Origin of the sequence: Amycolatopsis sp. cg13, from assembly GCF_041346965.1 — a bacterium.
GTDB lineage: Bacteria > Actinomycetota > Actinomycetes > Mycobacteriales > Pseudonocardiaceae > Amycolatopsis.
The window spans coordinates 6,347,349-6,368,322 of the sequence record NZ_CP166848.1 but is presented as its reverse complement, the minus strand read 5'-3'; the positions used below and the strand labels follow the sequence as shown (position 1 = coordinate 6,368,322).

The 20,974-nt window shown below is 67.5% G+C and carries 28 protein-coding genes; 12 read left to right on the top strand and 16 right to left on the bottom strand.

Annotated elements, in window-relative coordinates:
* Window positions 1-99 precede the first annotated feature (99 nt).
* The gene (locus AB5I40_RS29715) at window positions 100-3,096 is read left to right on the top strand and encodes a DEAD/DEAH box helicase (RefSeq protein ID WP_370933566.1); all 2,997 of its coding nucleotides are present in this window, start codon (window positions 100-102) and stop codon (window positions 3,094-3,096) included.
* A gap of 46 nt (window positions 3,097-3,142) precedes the next feature.
* Here AB5I40_RS29715 and AB5I40_RS29710 read toward each other — a convergent pair whose 3' ends face one another.
* The 4 genes from AB5I40_RS29710 to AB5I40_RS29695 form a co-directional block, all read right to left on the bottom strand.
* Window positions 3,143-3,763, bottom strand: a complete 621-nt coding sequence (locus AB5I40_RS29710; RefSeq protein ID WP_370933564.1) for a bifunctional DNA primase/polymerase — start codon at window positions 3,761-3,763, stop codon at window positions 3,143-3,145.
* Window positions 3,764-4,705: 942 nt separating this feature from the next.
* Window positions 4,706-5,068, bottom strand: a complete 363-nt coding sequence (locus tag AB5I40_RS29705) for an Rv3654c family TadE-like protein (protein WP_370933562.1) — start codon at window positions 5,066-5,068, stop codon at window positions 4,706-4,708.
* Window positions 5,065-5,403 carry a TadE family type IV pilus minor pilin gene (locus AB5I40_RS29700; protein ID WP_370933560.1) on the bottom strand — a complete coding sequence of 113 codons (339 nt, stop codon included), beginning with the start codon at window positions 5,401-5,403 and terminating at the stop codon, window positions 5,065-5,067. Before AB5I40_RS29700 ends, AB5I40_RS29705 begins: the two co-directional genes overlap by 4 nt.
* Window positions 5,403-5,519: a DUF4244 domain-containing protein gene (locus AB5I40_RS29695; RefSeq protein ID WP_370940635.1), complete on the bottom strand. Its 117-nt coding sequence runs from the start codon at window positions 5,517-5,519 to the stop codon at window positions 5,403-5,405. Before AB5I40_RS29695 ends, AB5I40_RS29700 begins: the two co-directional genes overlap by 1 nt.
* Window positions 5,520-5,659: 140 nt before the next feature.
* Here AB5I40_RS29695 and AB5I40_RS29690 point away from each other — a divergent pair, with 140 nt between their 5' ends.
* From AB5I40_RS29690 to AB5I40_RS29655, 8 genes are all read left to right on the top strand, one after another.
* Window positions 5,660-5,962: a hypothetical protein gene (locus tag AB5I40_RS29690; RefSeq protein ID WP_370933558.1), complete on the top strand. Its 303-nt coding sequence runs from the start codon at window positions 5,660-5,662 to the stop codon at window positions 5,960-5,962.
* Window positions 5,959-6,114 (top strand): hypothetical protein, encoded by a 156-nt coding sequence (locus AB5I40_RS29685; RefSeq protein WP_370933556.1) that lies wholly within the window; start codon window positions 5,959-5,961, stop codon window positions 6,112-6,114. The genes AB5I40_RS29690 and AB5I40_RS29685 overlap by 4 nt, the downstream gene beginning before the upstream one ends.
* 230 nt (window positions 6,115-6,344) lie before the next feature.
* Window positions 6,345-6,488, top strand: coding sequence for a hypothetical protein (locus tag AB5I40_RS29680; RefSeq protein WP_370933555.1), 144 nt, complete (start codon window positions 6,345-6,347; stop codon window positions 6,486-6,488).
* Window positions 6,466-7,275, top strand: a complete 810-nt coding sequence (locus tag AB5I40_RS29675; protein ID WP_370933554.1) for a hypothetical protein — start codon at window positions 6,466-6,468, stop codon at window positions 7,273-7,275. The genes AB5I40_RS29680 and AB5I40_RS29675 overlap by 23 nt, the downstream gene beginning before the upstream one ends.
* Before the next feature lie 473 nt (window positions 7,276-7,748).
* Entirely contained in the window at window positions 7,749-7,949 is a 201-nt protein-coding gene (locus AB5I40_RS29670) for a hypothetical protein (RefSeq protein ID WP_370933552.1), read from the top strand.
* Window positions 7,946-8,203 (top strand): hypothetical protein, encoded by a 258-nt coding sequence (locus AB5I40_RS29665; protein WP_370933551.1) that lies wholly within the window; start codon window positions 7,946-7,948, stop codon window positions 8,201-8,203. The genes AB5I40_RS29670 and AB5I40_RS29665 overlap by 4 nt, the downstream gene beginning before the upstream one ends.
* 382 nt (window positions 8,204-8,585) lie before the next feature.
* Complete coding sequence (locus AB5I40_RS29660) at window positions 8,586-9,284, top strand: hypothetical protein (RefSeq protein ID WP_370933549.1); 699 nt, start codon at window positions 8,586-8,588, stop codon at window positions 9,282-9,284.
* 64 nt (window positions 9,285-9,348) lie between these two features.
* Complete coding sequence (locus tag AB5I40_RS29655; protein ID WP_370933548.1) at window positions 9,349-9,513, top strand: hypothetical protein; 165 nt, start codon at window positions 9,349-9,351, stop codon at window positions 9,511-9,513.
* 698 nt (window positions 9,514-10,211) lie between these two features.
* On the opposite strand, the gene AB5I40_RS29650 is transcribed toward AB5I40_RS29655, so the two are convergent.
* The 5 genes from AB5I40_RS29650 to AB5I40_RS29630 form a co-directional block, all read right to left on the bottom strand.
* Window positions 10,212-10,409 carry a hypothetical protein gene (locus tag AB5I40_RS29650; protein ID WP_370933546.1) on the bottom strand — a complete coding sequence of 66 codons (198 nt, stop codon included), beginning with the start codon at window positions 10,407-10,409 and terminating at the stop codon, window positions 10,212-10,214.
* A 17-nt stretch (window positions 10,410-10,426) separates the two neighbouring features.
* On the bottom strand, window positions 10,427-10,741 hold the full coding sequence (locus AB5I40_RS29645; RefSeq protein WP_370933545.1) for a hypothetical protein: 315 nt from the start codon (window positions 10,739-10,741) through the stop codon (window positions 10,427-10,429).
* 62 nt (window positions 10,742-10,803) lie between these two features.
* Complete coding sequence (locus tag AB5I40_RS29640) at window positions 10,804-11,013, bottom strand: hypothetical protein (RefSeq protein WP_370933543.1); 210 nt, start codon at window positions 11,011-11,013, stop codon at window positions 10,804-10,806.
* A gap of 399 nt (window positions 11,014-11,412) precedes the next feature.
* Window positions 11,413-12,021 carry a DUF3558 domain-containing protein gene (locus tag AB5I40_RS29635; protein WP_370933542.1) on the bottom strand — a complete coding sequence of 203 codons (609 nt, stop codon included), beginning with the start codon at window positions 12,019-12,021 and terminating at the stop codon, window positions 11,413-11,415.
* The gene (locus AB5I40_RS29630) at window positions 12,021-12,425 is read right to left on the bottom strand and encodes a hypothetical protein (RefSeq protein ID WP_370933540.1); all 405 of its coding nucleotides are present in this window, start codon (window positions 12,423-12,425) and stop codon (window positions 12,021-12,023) included. Before AB5I40_RS29630 ends, AB5I40_RS29635 begins: the two co-directional genes overlap by 1 nt.
* A 102-nt stretch (window positions 12,426-12,527) precedes the next feature.
* Here AB5I40_RS29630 and AB5I40_RS29625 point away from each other — a divergent pair, with 102 nt between their 5' ends.
* Window positions 12,528-12,791, top strand: coding sequence for a helix-turn-helix domain-containing protein (locus AB5I40_RS29625; protein WP_370933538.1), 264 nt, complete (start codon window positions 12,528-12,530; stop codon window positions 12,789-12,791).
* Here AB5I40_RS29625 and AB5I40_RS29620 read toward each other — a convergent pair.
* Together AB5I40_RS29620 and AB5I40_RS29615 are read right to left on the bottom strand one after the other, a co-directional pair.
* The gene (locus tag AB5I40_RS29620; protein ID WP_370933536.1) at window positions 12,788-13,048 is read right to left on the bottom strand and encodes a helix-turn-helix domain-containing protein; all 261 of its coding nucleotides are present in this window, start codon (window positions 13,046-13,048) and stop codon (window positions 12,788-12,790) included. The two genes, AB5I40_RS29625 and AB5I40_RS29620, sit on opposite strands and share 4 nt — an antisense overlap.
* Window positions 13,045-13,242, bottom strand: coding sequence for a hypothetical protein (locus AB5I40_RS29615; protein ID WP_370933534.1), 198 nt, complete (start codon window positions 13,240-13,242; stop codon window positions 13,045-13,047). The genes AB5I40_RS29620 and AB5I40_RS29615 overlap by 4 nt, the downstream gene beginning before the upstream one ends.
* A gap of 123 nt (window positions 13,243-13,365) precedes the next feature.
* On the opposite strand from AB5I40_RS29615, the gene AB5I40_RS29610 reads away from it, so the two are divergent.
* A complete protein-coding gene (locus tag AB5I40_RS29610) occupies window positions 13,366-13,539 on the top strand; it encodes a MerR family transcriptional regulator (RefSeq protein WP_037363781.1) in 174 nt (57 codons plus the stop codon).
* On the opposite strand, the gene AB5I40_RS29605 is transcribed toward AB5I40_RS29610, so the two are convergent.
* The 5 genes from AB5I40_RS29605 to ssd form a co-directional block, all read right to left on the bottom strand.
* Window positions 13,511-15,136: a recombinase family protein gene (locus AB5I40_RS29605; RefSeq protein ID WP_370933533.1), complete on the bottom strand. Its 1,626-nt coding sequence runs from the start codon at window positions 15,134-15,136 to the stop codon at window positions 13,511-13,513. The two genes, AB5I40_RS29610 and AB5I40_RS29605, sit on opposite strands and share 29 nt — an antisense overlap.
* Before the next feature lie 113 nt (window positions 15,137-15,249).
* Window positions 15,250-15,660, bottom strand: a complete 411-nt coding sequence (locus tag AB5I40_RS29600; protein ID WP_370933531.1) for a type II secretion system F family protein — start codon at window positions 15,658-15,660, stop codon at window positions 15,250-15,252.
* Between the two features lie 281 nt (window positions 15,661-15,941).
* On the bottom strand, window positions 15,942-16,703 hold the full coding sequence (locus tag AB5I40_RS29595; RefSeq protein WP_370933529.1) for a type II secretion system F family protein: 762 nt from the start codon (window positions 16,701-16,703) through the stop codon (window positions 15,942-15,944).
* 32 nt (window positions 16,704-16,735) lie between these two features.
* On the bottom strand, window positions 16,736-17,887 hold the full coding sequence (locus AB5I40_RS29590) for a TadA family conjugal transfer-associated ATPase (RefSeq protein WP_370933528.1): 1,152 nt from the start codon (window positions 17,885-17,887) through the stop codon (window positions 16,736-16,738).
* Window positions 17,888-18,946 carry a septum site-determining protein Ssd gene (ssd, locus tag AB5I40_RS29585; RefSeq protein WP_370933526.1) on the bottom strand — a complete coding sequence of 353 codons (1,059 nt, stop codon included), beginning with the start codon at window positions 18,944-18,946 and terminating at the stop codon, window positions 17,888-17,890.
* Between the two features lie 689 nt (window positions 18,947-19,635).
* Between ssd and AB5I40_RS29580 the strand changes: the two genes are divergently transcribed.
* The gene (locus AB5I40_RS29580; RefSeq protein ID WP_370933524.1) at window positions 19,636-20,457 is read left to right on the top strand and encodes an HAD family hydrolase; all 822 of its coding nucleotides are present in this window, start codon (window positions 19,636-19,638) and stop codon (window positions 20,455-20,457) included.
* Window positions 20,458-20,974 lie beyond the last annotated feature (517 nt).

Below are 20,974 nucleotides of genomic sequence, written 5' to 3'. Positions count from 1 at the left end.
AATGCGTCCCGGTCACAGCACGTTCGGTAACCTTGTGTGATTGGTCACTGGATCGATCTCGGCCAAGTTTTGTCGGTGCCCTGTGCGAAGCTTCGGCACGTGGTGGGAGAGCGAGGACGGAGGCTGCTGGACCGGGTCACAGCGGGGATCCCGGCGCACGAGAATCCGGTGACGCACGTGTCCCGGCTGCCGGAACGCGCGGCCCGGCACGAGCCGTGGCCGGAGTGGGCGGAGCCGGCGGTGGTGACCGCGTTCCGCGCGGCCGGAGTGGAAAAACCGTGGCGGCACCAGGCCGAGGCGGCTTCGCTGGCGCATTCGGGCGCGCACGTCGTGGTGTCCACCGGCACCGCGTCCGGGAAGTCGCTGGCGTATCAGCTGCCGGTGCTCAGCGCGCTGACCGCGGACACCCGGGCGACCGCGCTGTACCTCTCGCCGACGAAGGCGCTCGGTGCTGATCAGCTGCGTGCGGTGTCCTCTTTGGACGTCGCCGGGGTACGCGCGGCGGCGTTCGACGGCGACACCCCGATGACAGAGCGCGACTGGGTCCGCGCGCACGCCAACTGGGTATTCAGCAACCCCGACATGCTGCACCGCGGCATCCTCTCGGCGCACTCCCGATGGACACAGTTCTTCCGCCGGCTGCGGTACGTCGTGGTCGACGAATGCCACAGCTATCGCGGCGTCTTCGGCTCGCACGTCGCGCTGTTGCTACGCCGCCTGCGCCGGGTAGCGGAGCATTACGGCGCTTCACCGGTGTTCGTACTGGCTTCGGCGACCACCGCTTCGCCTGCCTCTTTCGCCACGCGCCTCACCGGAGTGGTGTGCTCCGCGGTCACCGACGACGCGTCTCCGCGCGGGGCGCGCACGGTCGCGCTGTGGGAGCCGCCGCTGCTCGACGAACTGACTGGCGAGAACGGCGCGCCCGTCCGCCGCCCGGCTGGCGTCGAAACCGCGCGGATTCTCACTGAGTTGGTCGTCGAAGGCGCGCGATCGCTGGCTTTCGTCCGCTCCCGTCGCGGTGCCGAGCTGACCGCGCTCGGTGCGCGCCGCCTTCTGTCCGAAGTGGACCCTCGGCTGGCGGATACCGTTGCCGCTTACCGGTCCGGCTATCTCCCTGAAGAGCGTCGAGCCCTGGAACAAGCCCTGCTTTCTGGTCGCCTGCTAGGCGTCGCGACCACGAATGCCTTGGAGCTGGGCGTCGACATCGCAGGCCTGGACGCGGTGGTTTTGGCGGGCTATCCCGGCACCCTCGCGTCTTTCTGGCAGCAATCCGGCCGCGCTGGCCGTTCGGGCGATGAGGCGCTGGTGGTGTTCGTCGCGCGAGACGATCCGCTCGACACCTACCTGGTGCACCATCCGGCCGCGTTGCTGGAACGCCCGGTGGAGACGGCGGTGCTGGACCCGACGAACCCTTACGTGCTGGGCCCGCAGCTCGCGTGTGCGGTCGCGGAGTTGCCGCTCACCGAACCAGAACTCGAAACCTTCGGCGGCGACGCGGCCCGGGCAGTGCTGGCGGATCTAGCCGCGGAGAAGCTGCTGCGCCGTCGTTCCAGCGGTTGGTACTGGACTTCGCGCGACCGCCCACACACGGACGTCGGCATCCGCGGTTCAGGCGGCGACCAGATCGCGGTAGTGGAAGCAGACTCGGGCCGAATGCTGGGCACCGTCGACCCCGGCTCGGCTTGTTACTCGGTGCACCCCGGTGCGGTGTATTTGCATCAGGGGTCGTCGTATGTCGTCGATGAGCTGGATTTGGAGACGGGTCTCGCGTTGGTGCACGCGGAGGATCCGGACTGGACGACTTCGCCGCGCGAGATCGTGGACATTTCGGTGCTGTCGACGGAAGAACAATGCCGCCACGGCGGGGTGACCGTGTGCCTGGGCGAGGTGGCGGTGACATCGCAGGTGGTGGGGTATCTGCGGAGGCGACCGTCGGGTGAGGTGCTGGACCACACGCCGCTCGACCTGCCGGAACAGAGCCTCCACACGAGAGCGGTTTGGTACACGGTTTCGGGTGAACTGCTGGAGTCTCCGGCTGGGGTTCGCCGGGATTCGGCGGCGGACTCGCGGAGCGGTGGAGATCTCGGCGGAGCCGCTGCCCGGTCAGCGGCTGATGCGGCGGGTGGCGGATCGGCCGGGCCCGAGGACACGTCACCGGTCACCGGGAAGCGCGGCCGAATCGGTGCGGGGTCAACGAGCGGCGAGGGAGTTGGAGAGCGAGCGAGGACCGGGAGTTCGCCTGACTCCGCGGGAATCGGCGGGACCGCTGCGGCACCATCGATCAGCGGTGCGGTTGGCGAACCAGTGGGGACCGGAAGCGTGTCGCCAACCGCCGCGAAGATCACCGGGGCCGCTGCGGCGTCGGCGACCAGCGGTCCGGTGGGGACCGGAAACGCGAAGCCAACCGCCGCGGGAATCGACGAGCCCGCTGCGGAGGCAACGGCCAGCGGTCCGGTGGGGACCGGAAACGCGGAGCCAGCCGCCGCGGGAATCGGCGAGTCCGCTGCGGGGGCAGCGGCCAGCCGGGCGGCTGGAGAACCGGTGGGGACCGGGGGCGCCTCGTCGGTTGTCGGGGTAACCGGCGAAGTTTCGGGCGATCCGGCGGCTGGGCGGGGGCCCGGTGCCGGGGTCGAGATCGGTGTTGCGGTGGGACCGGTGGGGACCGGGGGTGCTGGCAGAGCACCGGGGGGCGCCGGTTTGCTTCCGGCGCGCGTCCCCGGTGCCCTGCATGCCGCCGAGCACGCGGCGATCGGCCTGCTACCGCTGTTCGCTACGTGCGACCGCTGGGACATCGGCGGGGTGTCTACCGCGTGGCACGAGGACACCGGGGAGGCGACGGTGTTCGTGCACGATGGGCATCCCGGGGGTGCGGGGTTTGCCGACCGCGGTTATGCCGCGATTGTCCCGTGGCTGGCCGCTACGCGGGAGGCGATCGTCTCCTGCGAGTGCCCGACGGGCTGCCCGTCCTGCGTCCAGTCGCCGAAGTGCGGGAACGGCAACGATCCGCTGGACAAGGCAGGGGCGGTGGCCGTACTGGGAGCCGTGCTCGGGGCGTTGCGTCAGCACGGGGAACAGTGCGGCCACGGTGGAACGTGAAGACTGTCTTCGGTTGTCGCGTGCTGCCTGCCGGGGTCGAACCGGATCAGGCGGCGGTGCTCTCGACCAGCATGGGGGCGTGCTCGTCGGCGAGGGCGCGGACCAGCACGTCCTGCACCTCGGCGGCGGGCGGCAGCTGCCAGCCGCACACCTCCGGCTTCACGCGCCAGTGCACGACACCGTGCTGGAACGGCGACGGCGGCAGCGGGATGTAGCTGTCCTTGCCGTGCCACTGCACGGAAATCTCGTCGGCGAGTTCGGCCGGCAGGTGCTCGGCGGGCGTGGTGAGGAACAGCCACCGGCCGTTCGGCATCGCGACGATCGGGGCCGGGTGCCCGATCGACCGCAGCAGCCGCGCGGCGCGCTTGCCCAGCTCCTGGTCGACCTCGACCGCGTCGAGCACGGTGCCGGTCGCCACGAGCAGGCTGTGCGTGCGGTCGCTGAACCAGCTGGCGACCTCGTGGGCGTGCGAGCCGACCAGCTCACGCCAGTCGTCGCGCACCGGCACCGGCCGGCGCCAGGTCAGGTCGTCCCCCTCCGCGGTGATCTCCTCCGGGGTCGCCCCCGGAAGCACCGGCCAGCCGCGCCAAGCGAGGCCGATCGCCTCCGCACGCAGTTCGATGCGGAAGGCGTTCCGCCAGCTGTCCGGCCAATTCGCGTCCAACATTGCTTTCCTGCCTTCGAGGTCCGGTTTTCGCGCCGTCCGGGTCGGGGCCGTGGTGGCGCATGTCTCACTAAACGGCAAGTTGCACATTGCGGGGAAGACTCCGCGCGACAACCGGCCGTTACCGAGCGATGAACGCCCAGTAGCCCACTGTCCGGCCGATAACAACGAGCCGATCACCGGCCGCTGACCCCGCCGCCGGCCCCGCGAGAACGGGCCCACCACGGGATTCGACACTTTCTCGCCATTCCGCACGCGTGCTGATGCATCCGGTCTAGCAGTGCGCTGACCTGGGGATTTAACCGTTCGGCGTCCGCCAGCGACCGCTGCTCGTGGCGTACGCCACTCGTCGCCAGTGCCGGAAAAGTCCGGACGGGCGGGGTGATCCGGGGACTGGTCACCGGTCCGGACTCGCCGCCGATGAGCGGTTCCGGCGGGTGGCCGGAGCGCCGCTGGCCGCGGTGCGCGGGGCAGGGCGACAGGGGCACGCGGGGGCGGGTGGCAGGTTGCAACTCCTCTCGGCTGGGGTGAGTGAGGGCGGTGCGGTGGTGGTTCGCGCGGCTGGTCGGCGGGCTGGTGGTTGGTCGCTGAGGCAGCCGCGCAAGCGGGATGGTGTCGGCAAATCGGGCGAGTTCGGGCGGATTTGCTGCCCGGCTGAGCACCAGGGTTTGTTCGAGGCTGCGGCGGCTGATAGCTGCGGCCAGCCACGGCATTGGCAGGCCAGGTGCCGGACTGGCCGCGTGTTTCGCCGCCAGTCCGGAGGCGCACGCATGAGCCTGCCGACCCTGCGCCGAGGACCTCGGGGCCGCCAGCCGAGGATGGCGGCCCCGAGGCCAAGCGACCACCGGCCTACTTCGAGCAGGCCTCAAGCGGTTGCTCGACTACGGAGACGTGCCCACTGGACCAGCGGATGTCCAGCCTGGCCGACCCGGAGCAGTTGGCCGGTCAAGGAGGTTCGTCTACGGGCCCAGCGCGGGCTTTGGCGGTTGGAGCGGGCAGACCGGGGATTGGGGCGGTGGTGGCGCGGACTTCGATGTAAGCGTCGCGGTTGTGCCAGCGGCAGCTGGTCATCACGGCGCGTTCGTGGTCCGCGACTTCCTGGGCGCGGGCGCAGGCGGTGGTCGGTCCGGCGGCGGCGTGGGCGGCCGCGGCCAGTGCGCCCAGGTCGGCGGCGGCTTCGGTGCGGTGGCGGGCGGTGATGGCCGCGGCTAGCCACCACACCAGGACTGTCAGGGTGATCAGGGTTGCTGCGGCTAGGGCGGTCCAGATTGTGGCGACGCCAGCGTCGGGCGGGCTTTCTTGGGTCATGAGGCCGGGCCTGGTTCGAGGATGGCGTAGGCGGTGGCGCTTAGGTGGAGGGCCGCCAATGCGTCAGTGGTTACTTCGGCGGTGAGGCCGTCGCCGGTGCGGTGGATGGTGAGGTGCGCGCCGTGCGGGGCAATGGTTTGGACCACTGCGTCGGCGGCTCCTGGTTGCCCGGACGCGGTGAGGCGGGCGGCTTCGCGGGCGGCGTCCAGGCATCGGAGGTGTCCGGCGATTGCGCTGGTGCCCGCGAGCAGCAGCGCCAGCACGGCGGTCAGCGCGCCCAAGGACAGAGCGGCTTCTACCGTGACGAATCCGCCGTCCCGGCGACGGCTGGCCATCAGGTGGCCACCGTCAGGGCTTTTTGCACCAGTCCGGCCAACGCGGCGGAGACCGAGTCTCCGCTGAGAAGCACGTAGAGCGCCACGGCGAACGCTGCGGCGGCTACCGTGCCGATGGCGTACTCCGTCGGACGAGGTTAGCACCACCGACACCGAGGTGACACGGCTTTCGCTCCAGGAGGCCCGCCCGGCCGGACGCCGGGAGCAACGGGAGTATCGGGGTGGCCCTCGGCACAGGAGACGAGAGGTACCACCAATGCGAGAGATCACTCGCGACCAGTACGACCAGTACACCGAATTCGCGTTCGGGTTGGGGGAGTCGACGGCCTACCGGATGGCGCTGGTGTTCCTGAATCGCGAGGCGGCCGAGGCACTGCGTGCCGACTTTTTTTCGCGGCTCACTGACTACTGGCTGGCCGAGCGAATCGGCTCGGCGGACGAGACTCTGGCTGCACTAGACGCGCTGGATTCCTGGACCAAGGATGAATCCGAGCTTCACGCCGAAGTCTCCGACCGGCTTATCGCGCTGCTGCGTGAGCAGGAACGGCGGGCCGCGTGACCGCCCGGGACTTCGGCGTCATGGTCGCGCTGTTCCTGTCCTCGTTCGCCGCCGTGGTGTCGCTGGTGACGCTTGCCGGAGAACGGCGAGCGCCGGAATTGCTGTGCGACGGGCCGACCGTGTCGGCGTCGGCCCGCTGCTGGGTCGAGTGAAATCGCCATTACCAGGGAGATGGCGAAATGAGCTGACGACGGACCCGGCGCGGCAAGCGCCGGGTCCCCGCACCCTGCGGCTGCCCACGCCGACAGCGGCCACGGCGGCACGCCGGACCCGGGCTGCGGGCCGTGCGTCGGCCGCTCGGTGCCTGTGCTGGCCCCGCAACCGTGAACACCAGCTCGCTGGAGTGGGACCTGTGCACCGACTGCACCTGCCAGGAGAAGTGATGCCCGAGAAACGCCGGTATTCCGCGGCACAGCAAGAAAAACGGCGCAAGCGCGCCGCCCGCCACTACTACGAACTCCGCGCCACCCGGCGCGAACCCTTCAACGAGGAGAACCGCAACGATGACCACCAGCGCCAGCGCTGACCACACCGAGGCGCTCGAATTCGAGGACAGCAACGAACAAGGCCCCCGCAAATGGCGTCGCGACTGGTCGTCTGCCGTAATGCGAGATGACCGGATGGGAGCGGCCACGTGGGTTACGGCACTGGTGCTCGCTGAGCGCGCTTGGCACGGGCAGCGCACCTTCCACGCATCCCGCCGGACTCTGGCAAAGATCACCGGCCGATCCGAGCGAGTCGAGCGTGAGCACCTGGACACGCTGGCCGCTACTGGCTGGATCGTGGATACCGGCATGAAAAAGAACAGGGCGACGGTCTGGCGGCTTGCCTGGCCAGCCGACTATCGGGAACACCGGGGGCAGCGTAGTGGGCGGACCATCCGCCCGATACGCCCGGCCGAGGCGGCAGACGTTTCGGCTGCATCATCCGCCCGATACGTTTCGGCTGCTTCCCCGAAAGCCCAGGATGCTGGGGACGCAATGGGCGGATCATCCGCCCGATTCTCTAGTAAACAAAGCTCTGTCATGCGCCAGGGCACCGACGCTAACGCCACCACACCCTCCGGGGGTGTGGAGACAGCCGGTGTGGAGACAGCCGGAGTCAACGAGAAGAGCGCCGCTTCGCGCGCTCAACCTGCGATAGCCGCCGACAATGGGGAGTACGCGTTGACCGCAGACGACGAGTCGACCGAGCCGGACAACGACGTCTGCCCGGTTGAGGTGGACGAGCCCGGTTGGAATCGGTTCACCGACTGCATATGCAAACGCGGCGGCCGTCATGCCGACTGGTGGAACGTGCAAGAGTCCGCATGACTGGCAGGTCCCCGAGGAAGAAGGCACCGCCGGGGCGTTCTACTCATCGCTATGCGGCTAGCTCTGGTGCCTTGCTGGCAGGACTGCCGCAGTGAACCCGGTCACGTCGTGTTCCGGATTCGCCGATGGAACAGTGTCTAAAGGGTGAACGACGTCACGCCGCGCACAAAATCCGCCGATGCGGCAGTGTCTATAGGGTGAACCCAGACACGCGGTGTGCCGCAAACGGTCCGAGCGGCAGTGCCTACAGGTGAACTAAGTCACTCTGCACACGGAATCGCCCGATGTGGCAGTCTCTATAGATCGGACCCAGGGGCGGGCTTTAAGGGCCGTTCGGACAACAAGTCTTCCGACAATGATCGAATGGCCCTTCCTTCCCGATTGTTCCCGCTCCCGTATCGGATTTAGTTTTCGCGTTACCCCAGTAGCCCCGCCCCAGCGGGGCTTTTTTCGTTTCCTGAAAGGAGAAAGAAGTGTTTCAGTCTGCATCCGAACTGGTTTCCGCCGCTATCAACCGGCAGCGCGGGGACACCCACGGCGAACGCGTCCGCGCGCTGGCCGGGAAGCTCGGGGTAACCGAGCAAGCCGTCCGTTGCTGGCTTCGGGAGGACAACCGGCCGTCCTACGACTCGACGCAACGACTGCTCCGCATGGTCGCCGAGGTGACCTCGTGACCGACGACGAGACAGCGGGCGCATTCGCCCGCCAAGCGGAGAACCCGGCCGTCCGGCGCACCAGGGCCCGCGTCGTTGTCTGCGACGTCTGCCGCCTGGTGAGGGCCCGAGTGCTGCCCGCCTGGTGCGAGGCCGAGGGCGGCTGGTCGTTGATCGAGCGAAGCGCGGTTCACGTGGCTGGTGGTCACGCCGTCTACCCCGACGCGCCCACGTACCTCGCCGCCAACTCCCAGCTCCGGAAGGCGACTACGTGACAACCCCAGTTCCGACACCACCGCCGAAGAAACCGACTCCAGCGACCGGTAAACGCTCGTACCTTCGCGCCGCCGCCAAATACGGTCAGCCCGTTCCGATAGCTGATGTCTCCCGCTATCTCTCGCCCGGCATGGTCGATGCGCTGGCAGCAGACGGATGCTGCACGCTCGTGGTCGCTCATGGCAGCGTCCGCGGCCTGTACGAAATCGTAGATCTCGAAGACGGGTCGGCCGAAGTGCGCGTAGTCCGGACGTGGTGCCGACCCGTCACCGTTCAGCGTCAGACACGGAAACCCAAGTACGGCCCCCGCTCAGCGGCCGAATAGCAAACCCCCGAAGCGCCTACCAAAGGCGCTTCTTTTCGTTTAACAAGGAGAAAACAATGACTCTCGAAGACCGCTCGGCCTGGTCCGAATTCGACCACGCGACGGAACGCATCCCCGACGTTCCGGATACCCCCGGCGGCTACGTCACCGACAAGATCGCCGAAGCCGTCGAGGAGATGGCCCGCCATACCGGGGCCGCCGACGACGCGCTCACTGACGCGTACGACGTCCTGCAAACTACACCGGAAGCCCTCGCCGACGAGCGATATCGAGCGGCCGTCACCGCCGCGCTGGCCGAGGGCAGGGATACCGGCGAGATTCCATACGAGCTGGACAAGCTGCGGGAGCAGCGAGCCCGCGCGTTGGCGCTCGCTGCCCAGCACACGCAAGCCGCGTATTCGTCCCGCAACGCCGTAAGGAAGGCCATCAGGGAGGATGCTCCCGCGTGCGGGGCGCAGGCGGTCGCCGCTTACCAGGAAGCCGAACAGGCATACCTCGCCGCGTGGTCGACGTTCAAAGCTGCTGAGTCTCGCGTCTCGCAGGCCGCCGACGTGATCGGGCAGTGGGCGGTTCTCGGTGCTTGGGAGACGAACGTCGTCAACCGGGGGACCGTCCTGAAGAGCAACCCTCTCGGCGACCTCATCCGGAATCGGCGTCTCATTGATTCGCCCCCTGAAGCTGCCAAACTCGCCCGGTTGCGAATCAACGCCGAGACGGACGGGAGCCTCGACGGGACCGACGGCCGAGCCGAATAGCCAGCCGGGCCGTAGGTGCACGGCAGGGCTCACGCCCTGCCGCCCCACCTACTCCCCCGAAGGGATGCCACCGTGGTCCTGTGTCCTCTACCTGTTCGGTCGGGAGGTCTTCTCTCTCAGCATTGCCCGCGAAGACAACTCGGTGACGCTCGCACTCGGGTCGGCTACCGAACTGGCCGAGGATGACGACGGGGACGACGAGACCTCGTACGGCTTCGCCCTCCCGTGAGACCGGGCTACCGGGTATGCACGGTGGCCGGGTGCCCAGAGCTGACCGAAGGCGGCGGCCGATGTCCAGACCACCGAGCACAGGCAGACAGGGCACGGGGCACCAGTGCCAGCCGCGGCTACGGCGGGCGTGGGCACCAAGGCTTCAGGCGCGCGGTGCTCGCTCGTGATCCGGTGTGCGTGCTGTGTCGACGCAGACGCTCGGCGCACGCGGACCACTGGCCACTGAGCAGGGATCAGCTCGTGCTCAAGGGCCTGGACCCCAACGATCCCAAGCACGGTCGAGGCTTGTGTCACTCGTGCCACTCGCGGGAGACCATCGCCAACCAAGGGTTCGGGTGATCTCGAACACAGGGGTTGACAAGGTCATGATCATGTGCATGTCGACTTGATCACTGATACCCCCAGGGGGTAGACCCCTGATGTGGATCTTTCCCGGACCGCTGGGGAGGTCTCTGTCCGGTCCGTCAGGTTCAAAAGGTGCTCATTAGGTAACGGTCGGCCACATCGTAAGTCGGCGAATGGTGGTTCTACCTGCGGAAACCTCGTATAACGAAGCTCTTGCAGGGTGCGGGCTATCAAAGGCGAAGCGTTGCGGCACAAGGGAACGTCTTGCGACCGAGGCCGACTAGAGCAGTCGAAGAGTGGGCGGGCTCCGTTGGGAGGTGCTGCCGCTGACCCTCCGTTACGGGTCGGGGGTCACGCCTCGGGATCCTGAGTGTGTCTGGCGACCTCTTTGACGAAGCTCGCCAGTTCCTTCTCCAACTCGTCACGAAAGCTGGAGAAGTCAGCAGTGTTGTACCGACGCTTGCCAGTCTTGAGGTGCTCGTAATGCTGGTCGGCTATCGCGCCAGCTCCCTCAAGGAGGTCCCTGAGCGTGTTGGCTGCCTCGCGCACCGAATCGGGTCCCACGATTACAACTGGCCCAACCTTCTGGTTGACCTTTCCCATTCGATCATGTACGCCTCACGTGCGGCGTCGGCCGCTGAGTCGTCACGTCGCGTGTATGCCGCGTCTATCAGCTCTCGTGTCTTATCGATGTAGCTGTACACAGATGCAAGGAACTCAGCGCACACCGTTCGACGGAGGTCGATGTTTGCGCCGCCGCGCTTCGCCCGCTCCAGCTTTTCCTGAGTGCGACCCGTGAGCCAGTTCGCCGCTAGTGTCGCCGACGCACCGATCGCCGCTCCGCCTGCGCCAAACGCGCCCGTGATCCATTCGGAAGCCATGGCGAGATTCAAGCACGATCATTCCGATGTCGTGGAGCTGTTGATACGCGCCAGCGCGGCTTTCAGCGTGCGCCTCGATCGATCTTGCGCGGCGGCTCGGGGTCGTCGTCCGAGTCGGCTCGACGGCTGATCTTCACTTGGATGAAACGGGCGATCTTCAGTTCGAAAGCGTCGCCGGGTTGAGCCTTCGCCAAGTGCACCCAGTAAGCCCCGACGCCGATCAACGCCAGAACGACAACGAGCACCGCCACAGGTATCGAAACACCGAACACGCGCGTACACCTTTCACCGGGCCATGATCCGGTGGAACCCAGAGCTCCCGCCGGGGGCTAATCGGTGTTCAGTTCGGCGCAGTTCTCCAGTGCGGGTCGGCCAGGCCCTCCGTCCCTCTGGGGGCTGCCTTGCGAGCGGCCGGACGGAGCGCCTCCCCTCGACGCAATGGGAGCGCCTAACGAGGGGTGGTGCTTCTCATGCCTCAAGCGTAACAGCGGGCACAGACAAGAAAAGGGGTTCAGTTGGGGGCGAACCAATCCGGAACCGCAGCCCACGGCCGGCGTTTGGGTTCAGGTCTCTGACCAGGGATTACCTCGGGCGCGGGGATGTGCGCCACTGGACCAATCCGGCGCGTTAGCGTCGCGGGAGCAGCGGCCAGCCGTGCGGGCCGCGTAGCGTCAGCGACCGGCCTTCTGCTTCAGCGTGGTGACAACGTCGTTGGCCACGTCCGCCGCGCCCGCACAACTGTCGACCTTGCCGAGCCTTTCCATGCGGGGCGCGACGTCGACCATGAAGGCCAGTCGGTCCGTGACACCTACGACCACGTCGCAGGTGTTGGGCGTCTGGCTTGCCTGGGTGGCGTAGGCGACGGCCGGGAAGCCCTGGATCGGCGGCAGCACGTCCCAGCGCTTCATCTGCGGCTTGACGTTCACGTAGGTGTTGCTGAGGCCGTCGTTGCTCGCGGGGTAGTAGGACAAGCCGATGGAGGCGTTGGTGTCCGGGTTGGTCCAGTCGCAGCTTGGGACCGGCTGGTTGGTGGGCTTTCCGGGCAGCGCGGAGCCAAGCTGTTTGGTGATCTGCTGCGGGGTGAGTCCATGGCACGGATCGCCGGAAAACACGTTGTCCGGCAATGGGTTCTCGACCTTCGGCGCGCCGCCGTAAGGCAACGCTTGGCTCGACGGCGCTGTGGCCGAGGCTGGCGGAGTCGCTGTGCCGTCCGTCGGCGAGGAGCAGGCGGCGGCGAGGAGGGCGAGGCCGAGCACCGCTGCGGTGGCGCGCAGGTTCATCAGAGATTTCCTGTGGGCTTGTCGGGGTCGACGTTCTGAATGGTCTTGGTCTGGTCTTGCTCGTTCTCGCCGATCGCGGCCAGCGCCTTCTTAATCCGGTCTGCCAGCTCGGTGACGTAGGCCAACTGGGCGTCGAGCGCGTCAGCTCCGTAGGAGTACGCGCCGAGCTTGCCCTTGCCGTCGCCGACCATCGCCACGTGCGCGGCCACGGTTGACGGGTCCTGCGACGGGGGCTTCATCTGAAGCAGCCGGGCAACCTTGCGCTTCATCGCCAGCAGTCGGGCCTCGTAGTCCTTGAGCTCATCAAGGATCTTCTTTGCGTGGTCCGGCTCCAGGGCGAAACCGTCCTGCCGCGGCTGGCTCTCCCACGGGTGGTAGATCGAGAAGTTGACGTCTTCCCACACGAGCCCTCCCCACCCGGTGTCTGTCTGCATTTGCAGACAGACACGGATGGTAGCGGATCGCCGACTGAGCGAGGGGCGGAATCAGGGAGGTAGGTTGCCCGCATGGCGAAGGAACCGCAGTCGGAAGCCACGCGTGAGCTGGGCGTACGCGTGAGGAACCTGCGGGAGCAGCAGGGCATCAGTCAGGAGGAACTAGCCCGACGAGCCGGGGTGCACTGGACGTTCGTCAGTCAAGTGGAACGCGGCTTGCGGAACGTCAACCTGCACAGCCTGCTCAAGTTCGCCGCCGGACTGGGGGCTGACCCGGCCGAGCTGGTGCGGGGGCTCAAACCGCCAGAGAAACTAAGTCACGCCTCCTGGGACTAGGCGCGTTCGCCTGCCCGGTAGAGACGGAGGAACAACGCCAGTTCCAGAATTCGCTTCTGCTCGGTGCCCACGATGCCGAGCGCACCGAGGATGAGCCCGACCTGTATAGGGCTGGGCACACGCTTGCCTTGCTCCCACAAAGCAATCCGCCCCGGCGAAACGCCGATACGCCGGGCTAGCTCGCGCACGCCGAAGCGCCGTTGCTCGCGCGCTTCGCGGAGTGCCTCGCCGAGCTGCCGCGCCGGGTCTTCGTTCATTCGCCGGGGTTGTCGTGCTCGGCGCACTCGGGGCATCTCTCGGGATCGCCGATTGGCGGCGCGGGTGCCAGCCACCGACGACACATCGCCTTCACGATCGTGCCGTCGGAGTGCCGGAGCACGATCACCACCAGGTGCCGCCACCCGTCCGTGGTCATCGTCCAGACCGGCGTCACGGCCGAGTACCCGCCCATAGCAGCCCTCCCGAACGCGGCGAAACGCGACAATCGTACGTGAACGACTGTGTTCGCGTATTAACGCGGTGGACTGCGTCACCTGGATGGACGAGTGCGACATCTGCGGGTGAAAGTAGGCAAGTGACTGATCGCCTGCTTCCCACCGCCGAGGCCGCCAAGGCCATCGGTGTCGACCGCCGGACGCTTCAGCGGTGGTGGAAAGCAGGCGATGTCACGCCCGAGGTGGTGACGCCGGGCGGACATGCCCGGTGGGACGTTGACGCGCTCAAACGTCAGCTTCAGGACCGCCGCTAGCCGGAATGCTGGCGGCCTCTTCCGGGTCTGGTGGCGTGAGGCGTTCGTACTCCTCCGCCGCGTCTAGGCCGGGATCGATCCCCGCTAGCAGCTTCTCAAGGTGCAAGGTCTCGAAGTCGACCGCGAGGCCGGACTCTGCCAGCTTGGACCAGATCACGCGGACGCCGGACTTCCGGAGGAATTGGTTTCGCTCGTCCGTGGTCCAGGCGTCCCACGCCTCCCGCAGCGTCTGCCCGGTCTCCACCAGCCGGTAGCCGGGTTCAACCGAAGGTAGGGCCTCAAGGGTGTCCCGCCTGGCCGCCAGCGCTTCCGACCGCCGGACCAGAATGGCCCCGGCCTCCCCTCGGAACGCGGGTGTTCCGACCAGGGCGGCCACGTCGGCTAGCTCGGCCTCGATCTCGGCCAACTCTGCCGCGTTCGAGTTGCCCGGGACGAACTCCCGGCGTCGCATCGGCTTGTCGCCGAAATCGCTTAGCAGCAACGTTTCTGCGAACGTCTCAGCCTCGTCGTACCGCCAGCCGCGATTAGCGCACGGGCCCTGGTGGGATTGCTGCGAGGCGCACCGCCAGTAGTCGAAATACCGGCCCCGCTGCCTGTATCCCGGCTTCCCGCACACACCGCAGTAGATGACCCTCAACAGCGGCGAGACCGGGTTCTTGCGCCGCTTGGGGCCGTACTTGCCGGACAGGTCATCGAGCATCCGGCCGACCCGGTCGAACTCGTCCCGAGTCACCAGCGGTTCGCACCTGACCACCGGAGCGCCGGACTCGTCCCGAAGGACGATCTCCGGGCCGTACACCTTGCGTCCCTTGTCGTCACGCTGAACTTGTCCGTCCGCGCCAACCAGGGCCTCCCGGTAGACGATCTGCCCGAGCATGGTGGGCGAGCGCAGCAGTCGAATGGTGGCCGTAACGGACCACTTCCGGCCCTTGTCGCCTCGTCCGGCCTGCGTGTCCGCACGCGCCTTCGGAGAGGGCACGCCGCGCGTGTCGAAGTCGCGGAGAATCCGACGGATCGGCTCGCCGTCGAGCACGCGCCTGACGATTTCCTTGATGGCCGGGGCAATGATTTCGTCTTGCACCAAGCGCCACTCGCCGTCGATTTTCTCGCCCCGGTACCCGGCCGGAGCCACGCCGCCTCGGTATTTGCCGCTGCGGATGTTGTGGCGCGCGGCCGAGGTGTTGCGGTCGCGGATCGCTTCTAGCTCGCCTTCGGCCACTCCGGCCAGCAGCGCCGCGAGCATCCGGCCGACCCACGTGGACAGGTCGAAGGATTCCGACGTGCTCACGATGGTCTTGCCGTTCTTCTGGCACCACTTCATCACGTCGGCGAGGTAGATCGAGCCGACGGCCAACCGGTCGAGTTTCCAGCACACAATGATGTCCCACGACGACGCCTTTTCCGGGTCGTTGAGCCACGTCGACAACTCGGGGGCTTCCAGCGGGTTCACCGACCGGCCGACGTCAAGATCTACGGCCCACCCGACGATTTCGTGACCGTGAGCGGCGGCCCATCGTTCGATGTCAGCGCGCTGGCGCTCGGGGCTGGTGGTCGCGTCGGTGACGCGGGATAGGCGGATGCGGCCGAGGACTCTCAACGGGTGTCTCCTTGGACGGTGCTAAACCAATGCTATCGTGTATTCGGCGGTGGTGGTGCCTTCGTCTCCGGGCAGGAACCACATGGTCCGATTTCCTTTCTGTCGGGGATGGGTCACAGCAGGCCGCCGATTCGTCCGGCGAGGCCGAGTACGACCGGCAGCACGCCGAGGGCGAAGAACGCTGGCAGGAAGCACAAACCGACTGGCAGGGCCAGGGCGACTCCGGCTCGTTCGGCGCGTTCTTCGGCTTCGACGCCCAGTCCGTCGCGGATGCGGTGGGCCAGGTCGGCCGCGGTCGAGGCGAGTGCTGCCCCGGACCGCGCGGTACGGGTGGCTGCGACTGCCAACTCGGCGAAGCCTGGCCTGGTTCGGGTCGGCACCCACGAAGGGATTGGGTCCGCGCCTAGGGCTAGCAGGTTTGCTGTTGCGTGCAGGGCGTTTTCGGTGTCTGACGGCGCGCCGGGTGCGACGGCTTCCAGGGCGGTGGGGACTGGCATTCCGGCGCGTAGGCAGGCGGCGAGCATGTCTAGGACGGATGCTGAGCGGAGTCGTTCCGTGGTGTCGTCTGGTTTTTTGGGGTGGCGGGATCGGCGTAGGAGCCACCAGGTGCCTGCTCCGGCGGCTAGTCCTATTGGGATTCCGGCGACGACGGTTGCGGACAGGCCTATGACGATTGCGGCGGCGGGGTGCCATAGCTCTGGTCGTGGGGCGCGGATGCGGTGGCTGGGCTTGGCCAGGTGTCGGGGTGGGGCGGAACTGGGCCAGAGCAGTAGTGCGGTGGCGGCGAGGGCGAGGCTCAAGGTGGTCATGGGACGGCCTTGCGGTTCGTTAGGGCTCTGGACCAGGCAGTGCCTGCCCATAGCAATGCTGCTCCGGCGACCAGGAATGCTTGTCCGATAAGGGTTTCGGTGAGGACGGCCAGTGGGTTGGCTCCGATTAACTGGCCCATGGCCAGGCAGCCGACGGGTAACACGGTCAGGACTACCGCACTCATCCGCGGTCCGGCCATTTTCGCGTGCAGGCGGCGGGCGAAGGCGGCTTCGGCGTCGACGTCTCGGCGGGTGGCGTCTAGGGCGTCGGCGATGGGCAGGCCGTGGCGGCGGGCGAGGTTCCAGGATTGGGCGAGCGCGGGGAGCGCGGGCGAGTCGAGGGTTCCGTCCAGGCGGGCGGCGGTGGAGAGGTTGTGCAGTTCCGCGGCTAGTTCGGGGACGGCGTCGGCGGCCGCTTCGGCGGCGGTTACGGGGTGAGCACCGGCGCGGAGTTCGGAGACCATCGTGCGGAGGACGGTCGAGGTGCGTTCGGCGCGGGTCAGGGTTTCGGCGGTTTCCTTTCTGCTGCGCCATTCCTGGCGGACGGCGAGGGTGAGCAGAGCGGTGGCTATCGCGGCTCCGATTCCGCCCAGTGGCAGGGCGATGACGGCTGGGGCGAGCCAGAGGGATTGGCGGGGCGGGATGGGGAGGCGTAGGTGGATGCGGGGTGCCGCGAGGAGGCGGTTGGGGGTGGTTGGCCAGCACAGGATTCCGGTGCCTGCGCAGAGGAACGGCCATGCGGAGATCAACGGGGGCACCTCGATGCTGGGGCGGTCAGATAGCGAAAGGGTTAGTCGCTGGCGGATTCGGGAGTGGTCAGGGCGGTGAAGAGGGAGCGTCGGCTCGTCCAGTGGCCGTCGCGCCAGACGGGACGGGTTTTGACTTCTCCGTGGTAGCGCTGGAGTACTGCGACTTCCGTCAGGCGGCGACCCGTGGGTGTTCGGCGCATGTGGAGGATTACGCGGACTGCTGCGGCCAGTTGGCTGTGCAGGGCATCTCGTGGGAGACCGCCTAGGGCGGCTAGTGCTTCTAAACGGGCGGGGGCTTCTGCGGGGGAGTTCGCGTGCAGGGTGCAGGCACCGCCGTCGTGGCCGGTGTTCATGGCGTTCAGCAGGGAGCACACTTCTGCGCCTCGGACTTCTCCGACGATCAGGCGGTCTGGGCGCATTCGCAGGGCTTGGCGGACCAGCTCTGGGAGTTCCACCGCGCCCGCACCTTCGACGTTGGCGGGGCGGGCGACAAGGCTTACGAACTGGGGATGGGTCGGGCGTAGTTCGCCGGCGTCTTCTACGCAGACGATTCGTTCGGTCGGGGCTACCGCGCTTAGCAGGGCGCTCAGGAGGGTCGTTTTTCCGGCACCGGTGCCTCCGGTGATGAGGAAGGCTAGGCGGTGCTTCAGGATTGCGCGGAGGATGCTCAGGGCGGTTGTGTCGATGGAACCGTGTGCTTGGAGTGCGGCCAGGTCGTGGGTCACCGGGCGCAGGACGCGCAGCGACAGGCAGGTGCCGTTGGCGGCGATGGGCGGCAGTACGGCATGGACGCGGATTCGGCCTTGGCGGGCGGGGAGCCAGCCGTCTACGTAGGGCTGGGCGTCGTCTAGGCGGCGGCCTGCGGCTAGGGCCAGGCGTTGCGCTAGGCGGCGGACGGCGTCCTCGTTCAGGAAGCGGATTGTTGCGCGAGAGAGGCCAAGGGGGCCGTCGGTCCATACCTCGTCGGGGGCCGTTACTAGGACGTCGGTGATGGTGTCGTCTTCCAACAAAGGCGCCAGGGGGCCTGCGCCTACGAACTCGTCTCTGGCTTGGCGGACGGCGGCTAGCACTGCGTCGTGACTCAAGGCGCCGCCAGCTTCTGCGCGGACGGCTTCGGCTAGGGCGATGGGGTCGGTGCCTCGGCTTTCGCCTGCCAGGCGGTGGCGGACGCGTTCTACTAGGTCGGTTGTCATTTATGCCGCCTGTGCAAGGGGAAGGGGACGCAGGTCGGCCAGTACCGCGCGGGCGGCGGTGGCCAGTGCGCCCTTCGGGGGCAGGTCGAACTCGCCGGATTCCAAGGTGGTGGCTACTCGGCGTTCTGGGGGTACGGCAGCGAGCACGGGCGGGCCTAGCATGCCTGCGGTTTGTGAAGCCGTAACGCCGTCGATGGGGTGTCCACTTGCGACTATCGCGAAACGTTCAGTGTGCGGGCGGAGGTGGTTCAGGACCTGTTTCGCTGCCATGCAAGCGCGGAATTCGACGGGGACCACCAGCACGACTAGGTCGGCCGTGGAAGCGACAGTGATTGTGCCGTCGTCGAAATGGCGCGGTAGATCGCAGACGACGGTACGGCCGGCGCGGCTTCCTGCGGCGACCACGGCGGACAAGGCTCTTGGGGTCGGGCCATCGCCGGAGCGGCCGCAGGAGAGCACGGGCAGCTTGCCGCGGCTCGGGAGTGAAGCGAGCAGGGACGGGACGGAGACCCGGCCGGACAGGCGAACTTCCGGCCAGCGCAGGCCTTTCGTGTGTTCTAGGCCTAGCGGGAGATCTAGTCCGCCGCCTAAAGGATCGCAGTCGACTAGCAGCGCGGGGCCGGTGCGGGCGGCTTCGACGGCAACCGCGGCGGCCAGTACGGAGGTGCCGGAACCGCCTCGGCCGCCTACGAAAGCCACTACTGGGCCTGGGGATTCAGCTGGGGCGTCGGTGACATCGGCGAACGCGCCGGTCAGGCCCGCTTCGTCGTCGGGCAGGCTGAAGACGCGGCGTGCGCCTAGTGCGGCGGCGCGGCGCCAGGTTTCCAGGCTGGGTGTGCCTTTGCAGACGAGGACGACGCTGTCGCGTGGTGGCATTGGCGGGCTGTCAGCGGCGATGTCCTCGTCCAGCACTACAAGCGGGGCGCGCGTCCATCGTCCGCGTGCGGTGGCTAGGTCTGGTGCGTGGTCGAACTCGCAGCCGACTACGGCGGCGACGCGGCGGATCTCTTCGAAGACGGTTCCCTCGCCGGAGACGACGAGCGGTTGTGCGGTGGCCATGTGCCCCTCCCCTGGGTTCGCGGGCCGGACTTCCACCGTCGCTCGCCACCGGAGCGGCCGGCAATGCCCGTTTTTCCGTCCTGTGGATAACCGGGGGGTTGTGGACAACCGGACGGGCGAAATCGATCCAGAACCGCCGGAGTGTCGGCCCGCTCTGGACAATGCGCGAGCCCGCACATTCGGACGAGAAAACGATTGCCGCGGAGAACCTCCGGAAAATCAAGTGAAAAGAAGAAATTTGCCGTACTGAGACGAGTAACAGGCACAACGACAGGAGGAAACGCAGAATAGGTAAGCGCGCGGTTAATTGATCTTGCTCGCGAGGCGCGCAGTGAACGACCGTGACAGCCCAGGTCAGGGCCAGAAGTGCAGGCTGCGCAACGGTTTCGGGACAGACCTGAAAATTGTTCGCCGATGCGGAAAGGGGGAGAATAGAAGGCGGCCCTCGCCAGGGGGGAGGGACGAGGGCCGCCAGGGGTTCAGCCCCGGGGGGTCGGACTGAACCAGCCCGGTTCACGACCGGGTCCGTTCACTGTAACTCCGTTAGCTATGAGTTGGCTGTGTGAGTGACACATACGATTCGATAACGGCACCCGAGGCCGTAAGCGAGCCGATGTCATCGATTTTCCGGCCGCCGCCACGACCGGTGTGCTGCCAACAACACGGCGCGGTACGCCTATCCTGATCACGTGGCCGAACCCCGCAGCGACGAAGCACCCCGGCGCGTAGCCGCCTTCTTCGATCTCGACAAGACGATCATCGCGTCGTCCAGTGCGCTCGCGTTCAGCAAGCCGCTGCTGCGCGAGGGACTGATCAACCGTCGCGCGGCGCTGCGAAGTGCTTACGCGCAACTGGTTTTCTCGCTCGCCGGCGCGGACGCGGACAAGACCGAGCGGATGCGCGCCGAGGTTTCCGCGCTGTGCGCGGGCTGGGATGTCGCGCAGGTTTCCGCCATCGTGCGCGAAACATTGCACGACGTAGTCGATCCGCTCGTCTACGTAGAGGCGACCGACCTCATCGCGCAGCACCTCGCCGACGGCCACGACGTGATCGTGCTTTCCGCGACCGGCGAGGAGGTCGCCGCGCCGGTCGCCGAGATGCTCGGCGCGACCCGGTGCGTCGCCACCCGCATGGAGATCGTCGGCGGCCGCTACTCCGGCGAGGTCGATTTCTATTGCTACGGCGAGAACAAAGCCGTCGCCGCGAAACAGCAAGCCGCCGCCTACGGCTACGACCTCGCCGACTGCTTCGCCTACACCGATTCCAGCACCGACATCCCCCTGCTGGAGGTGGTGGGTCACCCGCACGCGGTGAACCCGGACAAGCTGCTGCGCCGCACCGCGGACGAGCACGAGTGGCCGGTCCTCGCGTTCGAACGGCCGATGTCGCTGCGCACGCGCATCCCGGCCAAGTCCGCGGGGATGGTCGCGCTCGGCGTGGGCGCGGTCGCGGCGGGCGCGACCTGGTACAGCCTGAGCCGGCGCCGCCGGTCTCGCGGCGCGGACGGCTGAGTACCCGCGTGGCGGTACCAAAACTCCGGTTTCCGCAGCTAGGTCCGTTGCTGAGGGTGGTGTTGTCACCGGATCGAGCCTCTGTACCGGTGCACCCGTACGCGCACTTGAAGTGACCGCGCTCACGGCGTAGAAAGTAGGTGCGGACGTTGATTCGGCCAGGACAGAGGTAGAAGAGAAGCCTCTGTCACCCCGGGCAACCTCCGTGCGCGGACTCCGGGTACCCACGCGCAGCACGCCGCGGGAGGCTCGTCGTCTAGGGACTGCGTACCGGGACGCCGGACGCCGAGTCCATGAAGGTACGACCAGAGTTGCACGCTTGGTCGCCCGAGATGTTCGCGCTGACTGGCGGCGCCCGTTGGCCTCGGCTGACGGGCGCCGCCAGTGTTATGTCCACGGCAGGCGCAGGTACTTCCGGAGCAAGCGCAGCGGACCGAGCCACGCTCGAAGAAATCCGCGCGCACCCGGGACCCGCGCCAGGCGCCGTCCTCCCAGGTGAACCCTCCCGTTCCTGCGC